Genomic DNA, 19,884 nt, shown 5'->3' on the forward strand with positions numbered 1-19,884 from the left:
CCGACACCGCAGATCTTCGCGGTACGGGCGGGTCGGGGCAACCCATTCGGCCTGGTCCTGCCACGAACCGGCGTTCGCTGTCCGTTCACCCGGCCAGCGCCCGGATCTGGTTGACGGCCGCGGTCACCGCGGGCAGGTCGGCCCGTCCCGATTCGCCGATCTCGGCGAGCGCTCGCCGGACCCGGGCCAGGCGCGCCGCCTCAGCGTGCTCCCACGCGGCAATGTGCTGGTCGGCGGTACGACCGGGCGCGGCGCCCGCCGCGATCGCGAACGTGATCGCACGGAGGGAGTCGTACAGGTCGTCCCGCAGGGACAGCCGGGCCAGCGCATGCCAGCGATCCCCGTGCGGCAGCGCGCCGACGGCCTCGAGCAGCCGGTCCACGCCGAGGTGGTCGGACAGCGCGTAGTACAGCTCCGCCGTCTCCTCCGCCGAGCCGCCTTCGATCCGTTCGGTGACCTCGGCGATGTCCAGCAGCGGGTAGGCGGCCAGCAGACCGGGGATCCGGCCGGCCAGCGCCTCCGGGACACCATCGGCCAGCAGGCGCTGCGCCCCCTGCTCCAGGTCCGCGCGGACCCGGCCCCGCACCAGGGTGTTCAGCCGGGCCGCGAGCCGGCCGACGACGGGGCGGAACCGCTCGATCTCGGTGCCGACGTCCAGCGGCTGCGGCCGTCGGCGCAGCATCCAGCGCGACGCGCGGTCCAGCAGGCGGCGGGTTTCCAGCAGCAGCCCGTCGGTGGTCTCCGTGGGCAGCCCGGCGCCCTCGGTACCGTCGGTATCGATCTGCTGCCACAGCGCGGCCAGGTCGTACACCGCGGAGACGACGGTGAAGGCGCGAACCGCGTCGGCGGGTTCGACGGCCATCTCCTCGGCGAGGCGGAAGGTGTAGGACAGGCCCGCGTTGTCGACGACCTCGTTCACCAGCAGCGTCGCCTCGATCTCCCGCCGCAGCGGGTGCCGCCGGATCGAGCCGCCGAAGCGCTGCCGCAGCGGCTGGGGGAAGTAGGTGGGCACCCGCCGGGTGAAGACCTCCTCGTCGAGCAGGTCACTCGCCAGGATGTCCTTCTTGAGCCCGAGTTTGACGTGCGCCAGCAGCGTCGCCAGCTCCGGCGAGCTGAGTCCCTGCCCCTCCCGCTCCATCGCGGCCAACTGCCCGGGAGCGGGCAGGACCTCGAGGCGCCGGTCGAGCCCGTGGCGCCGCTCCAGATCCGCGATCAGCCGAGCGTGCACCGGGAGCATCGCCGTCGCGTGCGAACGGCTGACGCCCAGCACCCGGTTCTGCCGCCGGTTGTTGGCCAGCACCAGGTCCGCGACGTCGTCGGTCAGCGCGGACAGCCGGGCATTGCGGTCCGCCCCGGACAGGGCGGCCTTCGCGACCGCCAAGTCCAGCATGATCTTGATGTTCACCTCGTGGTCGGAGCAGTCGACCCCGGCCGAGTTGTCCAGCGCGTCGGTGTTGACCTTGCCACCGGCCCGGGCGAACTCGATACGCCCCTGCTGGGTCAGCCCGAGGTTGCCGCCTTCGGCCACCACGCGGGCGCGCAACTCGTTGCCGTCCACGCGCACCGCGTCGTTGGCCTTGTCGCGCACCTCGGCATGGGACTCCGCCGTGCCCTTGACGTAGGTGCCGATCCCGCCGTTCCACAGCAGGTCCACGGGGGCCAGCAGGATTGCCTTGACGAGTTCGGCGGGGGAGAGCGGCCCGGGCAGGTCGCCGAGACCGAGCGCCGCGCGGACGTGGTCGTTGAGCGGGATGGCCTTGACATCCCGCGGCCACACCCCGCCGCCCGCGCTGAGCAGGCTCCGGTCGTAGTCGGCCCACGACGAGCGGGGCAGCCGGAAGAGGCGCTGCCGTTCGGCGAAGGACCGCTCCGCGTCGGGCTCCGGGTCGAGGAACACGTGCCGGTGGTCGAACGCCGCGACGAGGCGGATGTGCCGGGACAGCAGCATCCCGTTGCCGAACACGTCACCCGACATGTCGCCGATCCCGACCACGGTGAAGTCGTCGCGGTCCGGGTCGAGGCCCAGCTCGCGGAAATTGCGCCGCACGCTTTCCCACGCACCACGGGCGGTGATCCCCATCGCCTTGTGGTCGTAGCCGACCGAACCGCCGGAGGCGAACGCGTCGCCCAGCCAGAACCCGTGTGAGGCGGCCACCTCGTTCGCCGCGTCGGAGAACGTCGCCGTGCCCTTGTCGGCGGCGACCACGAGGTAGGTGTCGTCCCCGTCGTGCCGCACCACGCGCGCGGGCGGGACGGTCCGCCCGCGCACGACGTTGTCCGTGACGTCGAGCAGACCGGACACGAACATCCGGTAGCAGGCGAGGGCTTCGGCCGCCAGCGCCTCCCGGTTGCCCGACGGCGGCCGCTTGAGCACGAAGCCGCCCTTGGCGCCCACCGGGACGATCACCGCGTTCTTCGCCGCCTGCGCCTTGACCAGGCCCAGGATCTCGGTGCGGTAGTCCTCGCGCCGGTCGGACCAGCGCAGGCCGCCCCGGGCCACCGGGCCGTATCGCAGGTGCACGCCCTCGACCCGGGGCGAGTACACGAAGGTCTCCCGGTGCGGCCGCGGCTGGGGAAGCCCGGGCACCGCCTGGGGATCGAGCTTCAGCGTCAGCACGGGGTCCGCCGCGCCCGGCACCGGGGACCGGAAGTAGCTGGTTCGCACCGTGGCGTTGATCAGGGCGAGGTACCCGCGCAGGATCCGGTCGGCGTCCAGTGTGGACACCTCGTCGATGAGCCGCTCGACCTCGCCGGTGAGCTCGTCGGTCCGTTGTGGACGTTCCGGTTCGGGTAGCGCCGGGTCGAACCGCGCTTCGAACAATCGAACCAGCGCGACGACCGTGCCGGGGTGCGCGATCAACGTTTCCTGCAGGTAACTCTGGCTGTACCTGGTGCCGGCCTGCCGCAGGTACGCGGCGTAGGCACGCAGGAGGGCGGCCTGGCGCCAGGTCAGGCCCGCATACGGCACGAGCGCGTTGAACCGGTCCGATTCCGCGTCACCGCGCCAGACCGCGGTGAAGGCGTCCTCGAACCGCTCGCGCGCCCGCGGGTCCTGCCACCCGCCCGCGCGGTCGATCGTGAGGCCGAAATCGAACACCCGCCGTTCGGTGCCGTCCCAACTGATCTCGTACGGCCGTTCGTCGACGACCTCGACGCCCAGGTGTTGCAGCATCGGCAGCACGGCCGACAGCGTGATCCGCCGCCCCGACAGGTAGAGCTTGAAACCCGCTTCGCCCGCGGACGCCCCGGGCGGCAGGTAGAGCGACACCGCGAGATCGCCCTCACCGGACAGATCACGCAACCGGCGCAGGTCCGTCAGGCCCACCCGGGCGTCGAAATCCTCCTTGTAGGCCGGGGGAAACGCGTCGGCGTAACGGCGGGCGAGCTCTGCCGTCACCGCTCCCGCCGCTGGATCGTCCGCTCCGGCCAGTACGGCTTCGATGAGCTGGTCGTCCCAGCCGCGCACGGTGGCCGACAACCGCTCCTGGATCCGGGCGGTGTCGATGTCGGTGTCGGCCTCGGCCGCCGGATCGGTGTGCACGACGAACCGGATCGTGGTCATCGTCGCCGTGGCCGAGCAGGGCTGCTGCTCCACCGACGTGCCCCGCAGTTCGTCGAGCAGCACGTCCCCCATCGCGGCCCGCGTCGCGGTCGTGCAGTGATCAGTGCCGAGGTGGACCAGGCAGGAGAAGAACCGCAGGTACGGGTCGCGCCGGACGAACAGCCGGAGCCGGTGCCGTTCGGTGGGGACCAGCAGCCCGGTCGCGGCGGCGTGCAGGAACCGCCAGTCCGCGGAGAACAGTTCGCCTCGCGGGAGGTCCTGCAGGATGTTCAGCATCCGACGGCCGGAACGGGAGTCGAGCGGCACCCCGGCGTGGGAGATCGCCCGCCGGACCCGGCCGGCGATCACCGGGATCGCCGACACGTCCTCGTGCCGGGCGGAGCCGGTGAACGCGCCGACGAAACGGTGCCGTCCCCTCGCCTGGCCGTCCGCTCCGAAAGCGGCTACGCCAACGTGGAACGGGGCGTCCGGTCCGTGCACTGTGGACGATCCCGACGCCGCGGCCAGCTCGAGCGGCGGAAGCGCCGCCCCGGGTTCGGTGGTGTCCAGACCGGCGAGGAGGGAGTCCTCGCGGCGAAGCAGGCCCAGCCCTGTCCTCGACTCCGGGACCGGCCCCGAAATCTCGTCGAAGCGGTAGCCGAGGAACAGGAAGTTCCCGTCGGCGAGCCAGCGCAGCAGCGCGGCCGTCTCGGCGTCGGCCGTCTCGGTGGCCACCGCCATCGCGATTTCCCGCATCCGCTCGCCCGATTCGAAGACCTCGCGCACGTCGGCGAGAACCGTGTGCAGGCGCCGCCGCAACTCCTCGGCCTCGGCGGGACCGGCGATCCGGTCGACCTCGACACTGATCCACGATTCGGTGATCGCGCCCGCGGGCGGCTCCTCGGGATCGGCGTCGGGCAGCACCTCGATCAACTCGCCCGTCCCGTTCCGGCGGGCCACCACGATGGGATGCACGACGCGGCGGACCCGGGCACCGCCGCGGGCCAGTTCGTCGAGCACCGAGTCGACCAGGCAGGGCATGTCATCGGTCACCACCTGGATCGCGGTGACCGCCTGGGTGCGGCCGTCGCGGGACAGCGACCTGGTGAAGATCCTGAGCACGGGTTCGGCCGGAGTCCGTTGTCGCGCCAGGGCGCGATGCGAGCCCAGCAACGCGGCCAGCTCGTCCTCACCGGCGGCCGCGCGCTCCTCGGCCGGTAGCCCGCGGGAGTAGACCCCCGCCAGCCGGTCGCCTTCAGTATCCGCAATGGACAGTCCCTGGGTCAGGGTCATGACGTCATCGCCTCATCCCACAAGCTTTTCCCGCAAGATGCCAGCTCGGGGCGCCCGGCGACCAGCCTTGTTGGGAGAGACTTGACGTTCACGGGAACGCGTTCCTAAGCCTCGATCAAGCCAATCTCAAGTCTGTCTCAAGCGGCATTGCCGGGGAGTAACGCTCGCCACACCATGATCGTCCATGGCGCACCGGTCGTCTGCGTCCCGCTCTCCAGTGCGGACGGAAAATCCCTGAATCGCAGAGGAAAGACCGCATGTCCCAAGTTTCCATTCCGGTCGGCGAGACCGCTGCCCCGCAGCGGGCCGAGAAGGACTTCACGCAAGAGGATTCCGGCTACCACAAGGGGCTGAAGAACCGCCAGGTGCAGATGATCGCCATCGGTGGCGCGATCGGCACGGGCCTGTTCCTGGGGGCGGGATCACGGCTCCACAACGCCGGACCGGCGCTGGCCGTGGTGTACGCCGTGGCCGGTGTGTTCGCGTTCGTCGTCGTGCGAGCCATGGGCGAACTGGTCATGTACCGCCCGTCCTCGGGTTCGTTCGTTTCCTACTCCCGGGAGTTCCTCGGGGAAAAGGCCGCCTACTTCGCCGGCTGGATGTACTTCCTCAACTGGGCCACCAGCGGTATCGCCGACGTGACCGCCGTGGCCAAGTACACCCAGTTCTTCTGGCCCGACATGCAGCAGTGGATCCCCGCGCTGATCGCGCTGTTCGTGATCCTCGCCGTGAACCTGGTCTCCGTCAAGCTGTTCGGGGAGCTGGAGTTCTGGTTCGCCGCGGTCAAGGTGCTCGCGCTGGTCGGCTTCATGATCTTCGGCATCGTGCTGCTGCTCACCCGGCATCCGGTGGACGGCCACGGCACCGGGCCAAGCCTCGTCTTCGACCACGGCGGCCTCTTCCCCGCCGGTGTGCTGCCCGCGCTGCTCATCCTGCAGGGCGTGGTCTTCGCCTACGCCGGGATCGAGATGGTCGGCGTGACCGCGGGCGAGACCAGCAACCCGCGCAAGGTGATCCCCAAGGCGGTCAACTCGGTCGCGTGGCGGATCGGGATCTTCTACATCGGCTCGGTGCTGCTGCTCGTCATGCTGCTGCCCTGGACTTCCTACCGGAGCGGGGAAAGCCCCTTCGTCACCGTGCTGTCGAAGCTCGGCATGCCCGCCGCGGGCGGCATCATGGACCTGATCGTGCTGACCGCGGCGCTGTCCAGCGTCAACTCCGGGCTCTACTCCACCGGCCGCATCCTCCGTTCGCTGTCGATGGCCGGTTCCGCGCCCAGGTTCACCGCCCGGATGAGCAGGCGCGGTGTGCCCTACGGCGGCGTGCTGCTGACCGCGGGGGTCTACGCGCTGGGCGTCGTGCTGAACCTGGTCATGCCCGGCGAAGCCTTCGAGATCGCGCTGGAGTTCTCCGCCGTCGGTATCATCAGCATGTGGTCGATGATCGTGATCTGCCACCTGGCGTTGCACCGCAAGGCAAAACGAGGCGAGCTCACCCGCCCGTCCTACCGCCTGCCCGGCGCTCCCTACACCAACTATGTGACGCTTGGGTTTCTGGTGCTGGTGCTGGGAATGAGCTATTTCAACGGTGAGGCGGGACGGATCCTCATCTACGGCCTGCCCGGCATCGCGGCCCTGCTGGTCGCGGGCTGGTTCCTGGTGCGTGGCAGGGTCCGCCGGATCGCCGCGGAACGCGGGGCGCCTGCCGAAACCCCGGGCATCGCGGGCTTGGAGACCACCGGATGAAGGTGATCGTGCGGCGGGAACGGGAGTGAGAAACCCCATCCGGTGGGAAAGGACCGGTCCGGACCGGCCGTCGGCAGCGTATCATGTGGACAGTTCGTCGCCGGTTCGGCGAACGCCCGTACTCTGGTTCGTCGACAGGCGGAGAGGGAGGAACTCGTGGAGAAGATTCGAGTGACTGTCTGCGCCCTGGACCCGATCACTCGGGCGGGACTCGTCAACTGTCTGCGGCCACGAGCCGGCGTGATCGTCGACGAGTGCTCCAATGGTGAGGGTGCCGATGTCTTCGTCGCGGCCTTCGACGAGCTCGGTCCGGCCGCCATCGCCGAACTGCGGGCGGTCACGGCCGACTCGGGCAAGCCCGTCATCCTGATGATGGACGGGGTGGAGGAGGCGGACGTGCTGCCCGCGGTCGACTGCCGGGTGGTCGCGATCCTGCCCAGGGCCGCGGTGACCGACGAGCGCCTGCCCCGCGAGATCAGGGCCGCCGCTTCGGGAAAGGCGGGCCTGCAGGCCAGCCTGTTGGGCCGGTTGCTGGCCCACACCGAGCGGCTGCAACGCGAGGTACTCGCGCCGGGGGCTCCGGACGAGAACAAGCTCTCGCCGCGGGAGATCGATGTGCTCCGGCTGATGGCCGAGGGAATGGACACCAACGACATCGCCAGGGAACTGCGGTATTCCGACCGCACCGTGAAGAACATCATCTACACCCTGACCAGCAGGCTGCGGTTGCGGAACCGCTCGCACGCGGTGGCGTACGCCATGCGGGCGGGGCTGATCTGAATACCGGTCCGGCCGGCCCCGGGATTTCCCGCGGTCGGCGGAACCGGGTTTCGACGACCCGTGAAATCCCTCCGGCCGGAAACGAGCCGGCCCGAGAGACCACCGGCGCCGATTCAGATCAGGCCGTTGCGAATTCCGTGGGCGACGGCATGCACGCGATTGTTCAGGCCGAGCCGGGTGAGCATTCCGTGGAGGATGTTCTTCACGGTGCGTTCGGAATACGCCAGAGTGGTGGCGATCTCGCTGGTGTCCAGTCCTTCCGCCAGCAGGCGGAGGACATCGGTCTCCCGATGGGACAGGCCACTGAGCGTGAGATCGCGCGGGGCGAGAACCTGTTCGTTCAGCTGGGACAACGCCCTGAGCAGGCGGCCCAGTTGCTCCGGTGGCAGCGCTGCGTGACCGCGGTACGCGTCGTTGATGGCCCGCAGGACCCGTGCGGTGGTCGCTTCGGCCCGCGGCAGGAGCACGGTCAACCCGTGTTCGATCGCGGTCCACAGCTCCGCCTGGCGGAGCTGGTCCGCGACCAGGACGAGCCTGGTCGACGACGTCAGCAGCTCGCGCAGACCGGTCTCGGCGACGGCGACGACGACGTCTGCCCCGTCCTCGCGCAGCTCGATGCCCGGTTTGTTCCGCAGCTCGCCGAGCAGGCCGGCCCGGATGATCGGGTCGCTGGTCCGCACAGTCACTCCAATGGGCGAACGGCGCCGTCGAGTCGGGCCGGGACACCCCGGCGCCCATGCGGTTCGGGAGGACATGGCACAAGAAAAGCGGTATGGATCAGCACGAGACAAGATCGGAAGGGAGGCAGGTTTTCGATGACCGAGTTCTGCCGGTTCAATGGGGCGTAGTGGACGAGTCAGACGAGCAGTCTTCGGTGTTCGGTCAGCTCCTGCTGAGCCACCGGCGTGCGGCCGGCCTGAGCCAGTCGGCGCTAGCCCGGCGGTCCGGCGTCAGCATCCGGGCCTTGCGGGACCTGGAACGCGGGCGTGCGCAGGCGGCCCAGCAGCGTTCCGCGGAGGTGCTGGCGGACGCACTGGATCTGGCCGGCGCCCAGCGTGAACTCTTCCTAAGGGCCGCGAAGGAAGGGCGCCGACGGGTCCCGAAGGTCTCCGGGGCGGCGGCCCTGTGTGTGCTTCCGCCGCGGGTGCCGTCCCTCGTCGGACGCGAGGGTGATCTGGACCGCCTGCGCGCGGAAGCGGCCGCAGGAGGAGTCGTCGCCATCGTCGGGCACCCTGGCGTGGGCAAGACGGCGCTGGCGATCGCGGCGGCCCACGAGCTGAGCGCCCAGTTCCCGGACGGCTGCTTCGCCATCGACCTGCGTGGTATGGACGACCAGCCGCTGGCCGCCCGCAGTGCGCTCGGCCGGCTGCTCCGGGCGCTCGGTGTGGCGCCGACCGAGATCCCGATGCCCGAATCGGAGCAGGCGAGCCTGCTGCGCATGCTGCTGCACAACCGCCGCGTACTGCTGGTGCTGGACAACGCCTCCGACGAGGCGCACGTCCGCCCGCTGCTGTCGGCGGGCCCCGGTTGCCTGACCCTGGTCACCTGCCGCCGTGCGCTCGCCGGACTGGAGCACGCCCGGTGGCTGTGGCTGGACCTGCTGACTCCCGAACACGCCGTCGAGTTGCTGTCGGTGACCATCGGCGCCGACCGTGTCGAAGCCGAGCGCGCGGCGGCGGCGGAACTCGTCGAGCTGTGCGGCTACCTGCCGCTGGCGGTCCGCATCGCGGGCAACCGGCTGGCGAACCGGCCGCACTGGTCGCTCGCCTACCTCGTCGACGAGCTGCGTGACGCCCGGACCAGGCTGAACTCGCTGTCCGCCGGTGACCTGCAGCTCCGCTCCGCGTTCGGCATGTCGTATCGCCGCCTTTCGGCCGCGGCGCGGCAGCTGTTCCGCAGGCTGGCCGCCGTGCCCGGGCCGGACTTCGGCCTCGAACTGGCCGAGGTGGTGACGGGGACGAGCGAACCGGAGGTGCGGCTCCAGCTGGAGGAACTCGCCGAGGCCAACCTGGTGCAGGCCACGCAGCGGACGGGACGCTTCCAGTTCCACGACCTGATCCGCATCTTCGCCGCCGAGCGCATGGAGGCGGAGGAGGAACCCCCGGAACGGGAGCGGCTGATCAACGCCGTGCTCGACCACCTGCTCGGCACGGCGATCTCGGCGGGTCTGATGTTCTTCCCGGATGCCCAGCCGGGCGAGCGGTTCGCCACGCAGGACGACGCGGCCGAGTGGCTGGACCTGGAGGCGGGGAACTGGCTGGCCGCGCAGCACGTGGCGACGCGGCTGGGGCGGGATCGGGACGTGCTGGAGCTGGCCAGGGCGATGCACTGGTACTCGGACAGCCGCTGGCTGCACGGCCCGTGGGACCGCATCTTCGCCCTGGGGGTGGCTGCCGCGCGGGCGCTGGGCAACCGCCAGGAACTGGCGATGATGCTCAACTTCCTCGGCTGGGCGCAGCACATGTGCCTCGGGGACAACGAGACGGGCCTCGTGACGCACCAGGAGGCGCTGGCGGTCGCGACCGAGGCGGGGGACCGGCAGGAACAGGCCTGGGCCCACGCCTACCTCGGCTCGGTGCTGATGCGGCTGGGCAGGCTCGACGAGGCGAGGGAGCACGCGCAGCAGTCCTGCCTGCTGGCCGGGGAGTTCGGGTTCTGGACCATGCAGATTTCGGTGCGGAACCGGCTGGGCCGCGTGCTGCGGGCGATGGGCCGCTACGAGGAGGCCATCGCGGTGCACCGGCAGCTGGTCGAGGACGCCGAGCGGCACCAGGACGAGGCGCCGCAGGGGACGCGGCTGTGGATGACCGGGGTCGTCGTCGAGGAGATCGGGCACGCCCTGAAGGGCATGAAGGAGTGGCGGCAGGCCGCCGAGACCTTCCGGGACGTGCGCTGGGTGTACGTCAAGGGCGACCTGCCGAGCCTCGCGGCCGATGCCGCGCTGTACGAGGGAGCGGCGTGGCGCGAGGCGGGGGAGTACGCGCGGGCGCGGGAATGCCTGCAACTGGCACTGGACGCGCTGACCGACTCGATGGTGTGGACACGCCGGGACGAGGTGCTGGCCGAACTGCGGCGGCTGCCCCCTGCCGACGGTGGCGCCGAAGCGGGACGGAAAGGGCCATGAGCGGGATCACCCGGGCCGAGTGCGCGGACGTGCGCTCACAAGTTCGGTTTCGGCGGGTGGGAATACGATAAGCGGCCGAACCGCCTCGGCCATTGTGACGGCACGCACCGTGGGAAATGCAGGAATCGTTCCTCCGGAATTGCCCGGACGGATTCCCCGGCCATCGGGTTCTCTCCCCGCCGGGACCTGGAGTCTTTCGTGCAGATAAACCGGTTCGTTCGCCTGGACCGCCCTTTCCGGTGCCCGTTCCGCTGTTAGCGTGCACGGCGCAGCCAGCATGGTCCGAGCTGGAAGGACAGTCGGAATGGCACGTCAGCGCGCGGAGCTCGCAGGTCGGCAGGACGTGTTCGACGTTCTGCGCTGGGACGGCACGCGCCCGGCGTTCACGGTCGTCCACGGTGTTTCGGGCAGCGGCAGGACGGCGGTGCTCGCCCGCACCTGCCGGGAACTGCGCAACAACGGGTTCGTGGTGCTTGAGGTGGCCGGTGCCGGGGAACGCGCCGACTGGGACCTGTTCGGCGTCCGCCCGGTGCTCGGCTCGGTCCGGGAGCAGTTCGAGCAGATCGGCGCCGACCCTCGGCTGGTGGGCGCCATCGACCTCGTCAGCCGCCTGTGCACCGCCGAGGGTTACGCCTCCCCCTGGCAGCGTTCCTCCCTGCTGAGCGCCCTGGTCACCCTGTTCGCCCGCGTCCGCGCCGCCCGGCCGGTCGCGCTGGTCGTCGACGACGCCTGCCGGATCCCGCAGCCCTTGTTCGTGCTCGCCGCGGCGCACCGCGCGGGGTACTTCGTCGTCGCCTCGGCCGGACCGGACGCGCGCGGCGAGCCCGCGGAACTAGGCGCACTCGCCGACCGCGTGATCGACCTGAGCCCGCTGACCGACGAGGACGTGGACAGCCTGCTCAGGCAGGTCGCCAACGGTCCCGTCGACGAGGCAGCCCGGCGCGCGCTGCGGGACGGCCTCGGCCCCCTGTACGGCAATCCCGGCACGCTGGTGTCCACCGTGGCCGAACTGCGCCGCCGGGACCGGCTGGTCGTGGCGGGGGGCAGGCTCTGCCTGCGCGACCCCGAGCGGCCCGTCGGGCTCCCCGCGGGGCACGCGCTGCTCGCCTCGGTCGAGGGCGACGTCGCACGGAACGTGGTGGTCCTCGCGGCGAGCGAGACCGGCTTCGGCATCGACGACGTCCCGGTGCTCGCCGAAGCCACCGGCCGCCCGGTCGCGGACTACGGACGCGCCATCGACCGGCTCGTCGCCGACGGGGTCCTGGAGGGCGAGGCCACCGGACGGCTCCGGTGCCGCTGCCCCGCACTGGCCGTCACCACGATCGAGGAGACCGGCGAGGACGCGGTGCGGCGGTTGCACCGGGCGATCGCCGTCCGGCTGCTCGACGCGCCGGCTCCGGACGGCCGAGCCAGGTCGTTGCTCGCCGGGCACGTCGCGGCCGCGGGCCGTGCCCTGCCTTCCCGGCCCGAACTGGTCGCCGTGCTGCGCGACGAGGAGAACCGGATGGGCCCGCTCGGCCCGGCCCGGCTCGCCCGGTACCGGTACGCGGCCTGGTGGCACGCGACCGGCACGGGCGAGCGAACGCGGTTGCGGTCCGAAGTGGTGCGTGCACTGGTGCACGCCGCCGAGTACGCGCGGCTGGCCGAGTTCATCGCCGAGGTGGTCGAGTGCACCGGTCCCGCCTTCGATTCCGGTGCGCGGGCCGAACTGTCGGCCGCCGCCGCGCTCGCCGCCATCCACTGTGGACAGCCTGTGCCCCCTTCGGTCCTGCGGGCGCTTTCCGGACCGGGGGACACCGGCGGACCCCTCGCCTTCGCCGACCGCTGGTTCGCGGGAGAGGCGGTGGTCCCGGAGCAGGTGGCGGCCTCGTTCGCGCCGGTGTGGCTGCGGCACTGGTCCGCCACGCCGACCATCGACGGGCGGACCCGGCACCAGAAGCAGTCCGAGGCGTCGGTCGAGACCGCATGCGCACACCGGGACCTCGTGCCGGTCTTCCGTGCCGTGCTCGGCTCCGACTACCGCTCGCCCACCGCGGGACCGGTCGCCGTCCACCACCGGGTCTTCGCCGGGTACACCGACGGAGAGTGGGCTTCGGCGCTCAGCGCCGCGCGGGAACTGGAGCTCACCGGCCAGGCCGATGAGCGCGCCCTGTGGTGCGCCCGCATCCTCGCGGCGGAGATGTGCTGGTGGCGCGGCGAGGACCGGCAGGCCAAGGCATGGCTCGACGCGGTACCCGAGGACTCGCCGTTCCCGGCGATGCGCGCCTGGGTGGTGCTCGGCATGAGCCACCACGCCGGGGACGACGGAGCCTTCGACGAGGGCTGGCGCCAGTACCGCGCGCACGCCGAAGGCGCGGACGAACCCGGCGCGGCACGGCTGCTGGTGCGCCTCGCCTCGGTCGCGGTCGAGTCCGGCCGGAGCTACCTGGCCCGGACCGTGCTCGGCGAGGTCGAATCCCGGTACGCGGGGCGCGCCCGCGGCGACCTGCCCGCCGAGCCGGTGCTGCTGGTCCGCGGGCTGGTCGAGGTGGACCCGGTGGCGATCCGGTCCGCCGAGCGGCTCGTGCGCCGCCGCGGCAACCGGCTGGACCTCGCGCTGGCCTGCCAGCTGGTCGGCCGGATCGCCGGGGAGCCCCGGCCCTGGCTGGAGGAGGCCTACCACCTCGCCCGGTCCATCGGCGCCACCCGGCTCGTCGCCCGGACGCGGACCTCACTGGCGTGCACCCAAGCGCCGGCCGCGCCGACCTCCGACCGCGGGCCCGAACTGTCCGATGTGGAGCTGCGGATCATCGAGCTGATCCGGCAGGGCAAGACGAACCGGCAGATCGCGCTGACGCTGCGGGTGAGCGCGAAGACCGTGGAGAAGCACCTCACCAGGTTGTTCGCGAAGGCGGGCTGCCGCACCAGGCACGGGCTGGCCATGTCCGGACTTGGCGGAGGGCTGGAAACGATCGGCGCATGAGGGACGCGTGCACACGAGGCAGTACGGAGGACCCGGGAACGTGAGTCAGAATTCGATCGTGGTCTCCCAGGCGCCCGGCCCGGGATACCGGACCATCGGCGACGCACTCGCCGCCGCGTCCGACGGTGCCGTGATCCTCGTCGGTCCCGGCCGCTACAGCGAGAACCTGATCGTCACCAAGGCGGTCACGATCACCGCCGAGGACGGGCCGGGCACCGTCCAGCTCACCGCCGAGGACGGCATCGCGGTCGTGGTCGACGCGCGGTCGGCCGCCCTGTCGGGGCTCACCGTCGTTTCGTCCGATGAGGACAGTCCCGCCGTCCTCGTGGTGCGCGGGCAGTTCAGCGTCACCGAGTGCCTCGTGCGGGCCTCCGCCTGGGCCACGGTGTTCGTCCGCGACCAGGGCACCGTGCTGATGCGCGAGTGCGAGGTCCGCAACCCGGTCGGCGCGGGCGTGGTGGTCACCTCGGCGACGGGCGGGGTGCTCGACTCCTGCCGCGTCGAGGAGGTCGGCACGTCGGGCATCGTGGTCGCCGACGACGGGGTGCTGCTGGCCCGCTCGTGTTCGGTGCGCAAGGCGGGCGGCAACGGGATCTGCCTCAACGGCCGGGGCAGGCTCACGGTCGAGGACACCACGCTCTCGGCCGCCGCGAAACCCGCGGTGGCGGTGGAGCAGGAGGCGGCGATCACCGCGACCAGGGTCACCGTGAGTGCCGCCGACACGGTCGGCATGTACCTCGCCACCAGCGGACCGGTGCTGCTGGAGGACTGCTCGGTGCGCGGCGCCGGTGCCGAAGGGGTGTTCGTGGCCGAGGGCTGCGCCCCGGTACTGCGGGCCTGCTCGGTGAGTGGCACCCGCGGCCGCGGGATGCACTTCGCCGGGCGGGCGGCGGGTACCGTCTCCGGCTGTGACGTGTCCGATGTGGACGGTATCGGGGTGGCGGTGACCGAGCGCGGGATCACCGAGTTCGACGGGATGACCGTCTCGGGCTGCACCACCGGCGTCCGCGTCGAGGAGGGCGCCGACCCGCTGTTCCGCCGCCTGCGGGTGCTCGGCTGCGACGGCGCCGCGATCGAGGTCGACGGGGCCAGGGGCACGCTGGAGAACATCGAGATCGACGGTGGCGGCACCGGGCTGTCCGTGACGGGTTCCGCGCGCGGCTCGGTCACCGGCCTCAGCGTGCGCAAGACCGCCGGGGCCGGGGTCAGCGTGACGGGAGCGGTGCTGGCGCTCGCGGACGGCGCGATCGACCGGGCGGGCGCGGACGGCGTGCACGCTGGGGCGGGCGCCGACGTGTCACTGGTGCGCTGCCGGGTGCAGGGCAGTGCGGGCATCGGCTGCCTGTTCGCCGAGGGCGCGTCGGGATCGGTCACCGACTGCGAGTTCTCCGGTGGCTCGGCGGATGGCATCCGGCTGGACACCGAGGAGTCCGTGCGGGTGTCCGGCTGCACGGTGCGCGACAACCACGGCAGTGGGGTGCGGCAGACCCGGCCGGGCGACGCGATCGAGGTGCTGGACCTGGTGACCAGCGGCAATCTCGCCCCCGACGCCTACGGCACCGCGGCCACCGCCCCGGCGCCCGCTCCGCAGCCGTCCGAGGCGGCGCAGATCCAGGTCCCGGCCTCCGACCCGCTCGCCGAACTGCAGGCACTGGTCGGGCTGGCCGGGGTGAAGGCCGAGGTCACCTCCCTGATCAACCTCAACAAGATGGCCAAGCGCAGGCTGGACGCCGGGCTGTCCGCCCCGCCCATGGCCCGGCACCTGGTCTTCGCCGGGGCGCCCGGCACCGGCAAGACGACGGTCGCCCGCCTCTACGGGCAGATCCTGGCCCAGCTCGGGGTGCTGCGGAAGGGACACCTGGTCGAGGTGGCCAGGGTGGACCTGGTCGCCCAGATCATCGGTGGCACGGCCATCAAGACCACCGAGGCGTTCAACACCGCGCTCGGCGGCGTGCTGTTCATCGACGAGGCGTACACCCTCAGCAGCGGGAGCGGCGGCACCGGCCCGGACTTCGGGCGGGAAGCGATCGACACGCTCGTGAAGCTGATGGAGGACCACCGCGACGACGTGGTGGTGATCGCGGCCGGTTACTCGGCGGAGATGAGGGAGTTCCTGGAATCCAACCCCGGCATGGAATCCCGCTTCAGCCGCACGATCGAGTTCGACAACTACACCGCCGAGGAACTGGTGACCATCGTGCGCGCGCAGTGCGCCAAACACGACTACCGGCTCGACGACGCCGCCGGTGAAGCTCTGCTGCGGTACTTCGAAGAGATCCCCAAGGACGGGACGTTCGGCAACGGGCGAACCGCAAGGCGGGTGTTCGAGCGGATGACGGACCGGCAGGCGTCGAGGCTGGCGGCGGCGACCACCGTGGCTCCCGCCGACCTCACGTTGCTCACCGTGGATGACGTCCAGGTCAATGTCTGACGAGGAATCGGTGCTGGTCGCCGACGTGCCGCGGGAGTGAAGATGGATCGGAATGTCGACCGGCAGTCGCTCGAGGAATTGGTCGCCGAGCCCCAGGGCGGGCACCTGCTGGTTCGCCACCGCACCGAGCCCGGCGCTGACGCAGGTCTCCGGCATCCCGCTCCCGCGCAGCTGATCGTGCTGATCTCCCCGCGGGCGCGGCAGGTGCCTTCGCTCGTCGCGGCCCTGCCCGCCCTGCTGCGCCCGCTGCCGGAGGGCGTGCGGTCGCTGTGCGTCGCCCTGCCCGGGCTGGCCGCCGATCCCGCGCCGGTCCAGGTGCTGGCGAAGGAACTCGACATCGAGATCCTCGCCCCGGACGGCCCCTTCGTGCCGGAGCCCGCCGCCTGGTACGCGGGGCACGCCAGCGGGGGCACCGGCTGGCGGCGTTTCCGGCCCGACGAGCCCCCCGCCTTCGCCGGGGCCCGCCTGCCCGCGCCCCGGTGGGAAGGCGCCGTCCCCGTCACCCCCGTCTCGCTGGACGCCACGACGGTCGCCGAGCCGGTGGCGGCCGGGATCCTCATCCGTTCCGTGGACGCACCGGCGGCGGGTGCGGGGCATCCCGCGTTCACCGTGCCCGTCGACGAGCACTTCCCCAAGGTCCTGGTCGGCGGCGCGGGTCCGGTGCCGACGCCGGCCGCGGTGGCGGCCGTGCTCGACCGGCTCGCCCCGGTAGGGCCGATTCTCGTTCCGGTGGCCCCCGGGGCCTCGTCGCACGTGTGGCAGGCCGAAGTCGCGTTGCGCACCGGTCGTGAGGTGCTGTTCACCGCGGGAGTGCCGCTCGGTCCCGCGCCCGCCACGGTACTGACGCCGGAAGGCGAACTGCTGTTCCAGCCCTTCCCCGCCCTGCTCCGGCAGACCGCGCGCGGCGGGGATCAGCAGGTACTGGAGGTCGGTCCGCCGCCCACCGGCTGGACCCGCAGCGGACCGCGCACCTACCGCCTGGGTGCGGGCGAGACGGCGGTGTACGCGGATGTCGTTCCGTCGGGGCTGGTGCTGAGACCGGCGTCGGCGGAGTGCGCCGCGGAGATCGCGCCGTTCGACCCGACGGGGTGGACGCTGACGCTCGGCACCCCCGGGGACGTGGTCGGGCTGCAGCTCCTCGTCGCGGCGGAACGCCTGGTGGCGGGGCTGGATCCCGGCCGCCGCGCGGTGGTCCGGGTGCGTGTCGGCGGGGAACTCGACGAGCAGGCCGGGGCGATCCTCCGCGGCATGGCGGAGACCTTGCCGTCGCCGCAGGTCCCGCCGGTGGTTGAACCGGCCGTGCCGCTGGTTGAACCGGCCCCGCCGCCGCGGCCACCGGTCTCGTACTCGGCACCGCCCATCGCGACGATGTCGAGCGTCCCGGTGTCCACCGTCTCCGAGCCGCGTCGTCCCGCCGAACAGCCGGTCCCGGAGCCCGAAGCTCCGGCCGCGGGACCCGCTCCCGAAACCGAGCGGGTACCCGCCGAGCCCGCGGTCCTCCCCGAGAGCGCCGAGGACATCCCGATCGCCGAGGTTTCCGAGGCCGAGACGCCGGAGGAGCCGCATCCGGCCCAGCAGGCCGAGGACGAGTCCACGGCCGAGCCGGTCGAACTCGCGCCGGTCGAACCGGCGGAGGCCGCCGCGGCAGGCGGTCCGGCGAAACCGCTGGTGCTCAAGGACCGCCCGAGCACCACGGCCGAACAGAACCGGTTCGCCGTGGCGGCCGGAGAGGCGTTCACCGAAGCGCTGGCCACGGTGAACGCGGCGCTCGCGGCGTGGCCGTCGATGCGGCAGGGCGACGCGAACGAGGCCAAGGCCGACTACGTCGCGGTCTGCCTTTACCTCGGCCGCGGCGAGACCGGTGCCACGCAGCTCAACGGCGCCGTCCGCGCCGGACAGAAGGGACCGGTGGACGCGCAACTGGCGTGCCTGGTCTCCGGTATCCGGCGACTGCCCACGCATCGCCGGGCCGTGCTGCGCCAGGGCAAGGTGGGCGAGTCGCTGGAGCACCAAAGCAGCCCCGGCACGGTGCTGACCGAGCCGGGTTTCCTCACCGGCAGCATGGATCTCGACGTGACCGTGCCCGGGGCCGACCTCGACGTGCTGATCTGGCCCGCTTCCGCCCGGCGCACCTCCGAGCTCCTGATCAGCCGCCCCATGAACGAGGTCGTGTTCGCCGCCGGAGCCCGGTTCAAGGCACTCGCCGTGCGCACCGCGGAGGACGGCGATGACGACGGGGAAGGCAGTGAGGGTGTGTCCGCGCCGCGCGTGGCCGTGTTGTTCCGGGAACTGACCCCCGGCGAGTCGCCGGGCACCGAACTCGACGAACGCGACCTCATCGTGCTCGCCAAACTCGACCGCGTGCTGGCCCGGCGGCAGCAGGGCGGACTCCGGGTCGTGGAGGATCCGGACGTGGCCGCGCGCCTCACCACCTCGCTGCTCGAATGGCAGCCGGAGGCGGCCGAGCCGGAACTGGCCGGGCACGCCGCGGCGGCGACCCGGTGAGGGCCCGCCGGTTCTCCGCCGCGACGGGCAGCGCGCTGCTGCTCGCGCTCGCGGCGGCGCCGCAACCGGCCCTGGCGCAACAGGCCGCGACACCGTTGCCGAACAACCAGCAGACCTGCCTGCCCGCCCCGCAGGGCATGGCGACGGGTGTGCCGTGGGCACAGCAACAGCTTGCGCCGCAACGGGTCTGGCCCCTGACGAAGGGCGCGGGCGTGATCGTCGGCGTTGTCGACACCGGGGTCGACGCGAGCACCCCGCAGCTCGCGGGCAAGGTCCAGCGCGGGGTCGACGTGACGACCCCGGACCGCGGGCCTGCCGACAGCGACTGCTACGGGCACGGCACCTTTCTCGCCGGGATCATCGCCGCGTCGAGCGCGCCGGGTACCGGCTTCGCCGGCGTGGCCCCCGACGCGACCATCATGCCGATCCGGTGCGCCACCTCGGCCGCGGGCAGCACCCCCGGCGCGCTGACGCCGGAGGGGATGGCGCGGGGGATACGCCAGGCCGTGGACTCCGGTGCGCAGGTCGTCAACGTCTCCGCCAGCACGACGGTGCCGAACGCGGAACTGGCCGCCGCGGTGCAGTACGCGGCGGACCACGACGTGGTGGTGGTGGCGTCCGCGGCGAACAGCGCCCAGCAAGGCGACCCGGTGACCTATCCGGCGTCGTACCCCACCGTGATCGCGGTCGGTGCCGTGGACGCCTACGGCCAGCGCGCGGACTTCTCGCAGACCGGGCCGTTCCTGGCGCTGATGGCACCGGGGGTGGACGTGGTCAGCGTGGGACCGGGCGGCCCCGGGCACTGGCAGGGCAGCGGTACCAGCTACGCCGCGCCGTTCGTGACGGGCGCCGCCGCCCTGGTCCGGTCCTACCGGCCGTCGCTGACCGCGGCCCAGGTGAAGCACCGGCTGGAGGCCACGGCGAACCACCCGGCCGCCGCCCTGCCGGACCCGCGACTGGGCTGGGGCACCGTCAACCTGATGGCGGCGGTGACCGCCGTGCTGCCCGAGGAGTCGGCCTCCGGCCCGGCAAAGGTGGTCGCCCCGCCGCCCGCGAAGCTGCCGCGGGCCGAGACGCGGGACGAACTCGGCCCGGTGCTGGCCGCCGTCGGTGTCGTCCTGGCCGGGATCTTCGCGTTCGGTCTGGTGCGGATCACCCATCTGTCGCGGGCCGGCCGCCGCCGCGGCTGGCGGCGCGCACGAGTCGTCGAGGTCGTGTCGTCCCCCGTGGACCGTCAGCCCTGAGGGCTCCTCACGGCAAGTGCTGCGGACGCTGCCGTGAGGGGTCCCCTCCCAGGAAGTGCCACCAGGTTTCCGGGCAAGGCCCGGTGGGCTCGGTGGTGCGTGGCGAGTCCACGCTCGCGCGGTGTTGGTTGCCCTGAAGGTCGCCTTCAGGGTCATAAATGCCCTCAAGGTCGCCTTGAGGGCACGCGCCCGTCAGACGAAGACCGCCGATTTCGTACGGCGCGCTGTGAGGTGACCCCTCACAAGCGCACGGAGGTGG

At 72.1% G+C, this 19,884-nt stretch carries 9 protein-coding genes; 7 read left to right on the forward strand and 2 right to left on the reverse strand.

The window, feature by feature from the left end; translation table 11 throughout:
- Window positions 1-85: 85 nt before the first annotated feature.
- A complete protein-coding gene (locus ORV05_RS01440) occupies window positions 86-4,834 on the reverse strand; it encodes an NAD-glutamate dehydrogenase (RefSeq protein WP_268756644.1) in 4,749 nt (1,582 codons plus the stop codon).
- Between the two features lie 257 nt (window positions 4,835-5,091).
- Here ORV05_RS01440 and ORV05_RS01445 point away from each other — a divergent pair, with 257 nt between their 5' ends.
- Entirely contained in the window at window positions 5,092-6,579 is a 1,488-nt protein-coding gene (locus ORV05_RS01445; protein WP_407652664.1) for an amino acid permease, read from the forward strand.
- Window positions 6,580-6,735: 156 nt separating this feature from the next.
- Entirely contained in the window at window positions 6,736-7,359 is a 624-nt protein-coding gene (locus tag ORV05_RS01450; RefSeq protein ID WP_268756645.1) for a helix-turn-helix transcriptional regulator, read from the forward strand.
- A 113-nt stretch (window positions 7,360-7,472) separates the two neighbouring features.
- Here ORV05_RS01450 and ORV05_RS01455 read toward each other — a convergent pair whose 3' ends face one another.
- The gene (locus ORV05_RS01455) at window positions 7,473-8,039 is read right to left on the reverse strand and encodes a helix-turn-helix transcriptional regulator (RefSeq protein ID WP_268756646.1); all 567 of its coding nucleotides are present in this window, start codon (window positions 8,037-8,039) and stop codon (window positions 7,473-7,475) included.
- A gap of 167 nt (window positions 8,040-8,206) precedes the next feature.
- Here ORV05_RS01455 and ORV05_RS01460 point away from each other — a divergent pair, with 167 nt between their 5' ends.
- The 5 genes from ORV05_RS01460 (at window position 8,207) to mycP (ending at window position 19,625) form a co-directional block, all read left to right on the forward strand.
- Complete coding sequence (locus tag ORV05_RS01460) at window positions 8,207-10,483, forward strand: ATP-binding protein (protein WP_268756647.1); 2,277 nt, start codon at window positions 8,207-8,209, stop codon at window positions 10,481-10,483.
- A 304-nt stretch (window positions 10,484-10,787) separates the two neighbouring features.
- A complete protein-coding gene (locus tag ORV05_RS01465; RefSeq protein ID WP_268756648.1) occupies window positions 10,788-13,445 on the forward strand; it encodes a helix-turn-helix transcriptional regulator in 2,658 nt (885 codons plus the stop codon).
- 40 nt (window positions 13,446-13,485) lie between these two features.
- Window positions 13,486-15,876, forward strand: a complete 2,391-nt coding sequence (locus ORV05_RS01470) for a right-handed parallel beta-helix repeat-containing protein (protein ID WP_268756649.1) — start codon at window positions 13,486-13,488, stop codon at window positions 15,874-15,876.
- Between the two features lie 42 nt (window positions 15,877-15,918).
- The gene (locus ORV05_RS01475) at window positions 15,919-18,381 is read left to right on the forward strand and encodes a hypothetical protein (protein ID WP_268756650.1); all 2,463 of its coding nucleotides are present in this window, start codon (window positions 15,919-15,921) and stop codon (window positions 18,379-18,381) included.
- Window positions 18,378-19,625 (forward strand): type VII secretion-associated serine protease mycosin, encoded by a 1,248-nt coding sequence (gene mycP / locus ORV05_RS01480; protein WP_268756651.1) that lies wholly within the window; start codon window positions 18,378-18,380, stop codon window positions 19,623-19,625. Before ORV05_RS01475 ends, mycP begins: the two co-directional genes overlap by 4 nt.
- The last annotated feature ends 259 nt before the right edge of the window (window positions 19,626-19,884 follow it).

Source organism: Amycolatopsis cynarae (assembly GCF_026802195.1).
Taxonomy (GTDB): domain Bacteria; phylum Actinomycetota; class Actinomycetes; order Mycobacteriales; family Pseudonocardiaceae; genus Amycolatopsis_E; species Amycolatopsis_E rhizosphaerae.

Coding starts and splice junctions, on each gene's coding strand:
- ORV05_RS01440 (WP_268756644.1), bottom strand. CDS start 4,834: ATGACCCTGACCCAGGGACTGTCCATTGCGGATACTGAAGGCGACCGG.
- ORV05_RS01465 (WP_268756648.1), top strand. CDS start 10,788: ATGGCACGTCAGCGCGCGGAGCTCGCAGGTCGGCAGGACGTGTTCGAC.
- ORV05_RS01445 (WP_407652664.1), top strand. CDS start 5,092: ATGTCCCAAGTTTCCATTCCGGTCGGCGAGACCGCTGCCCCGCAGCGG.
- ORV05_RS01475 (WP_268756650.1), top strand. CDS start 15,919: ATGGATCGGAATGTCGACCGGCAGTCGCTCGAGGAATTGGTCGCCGAG.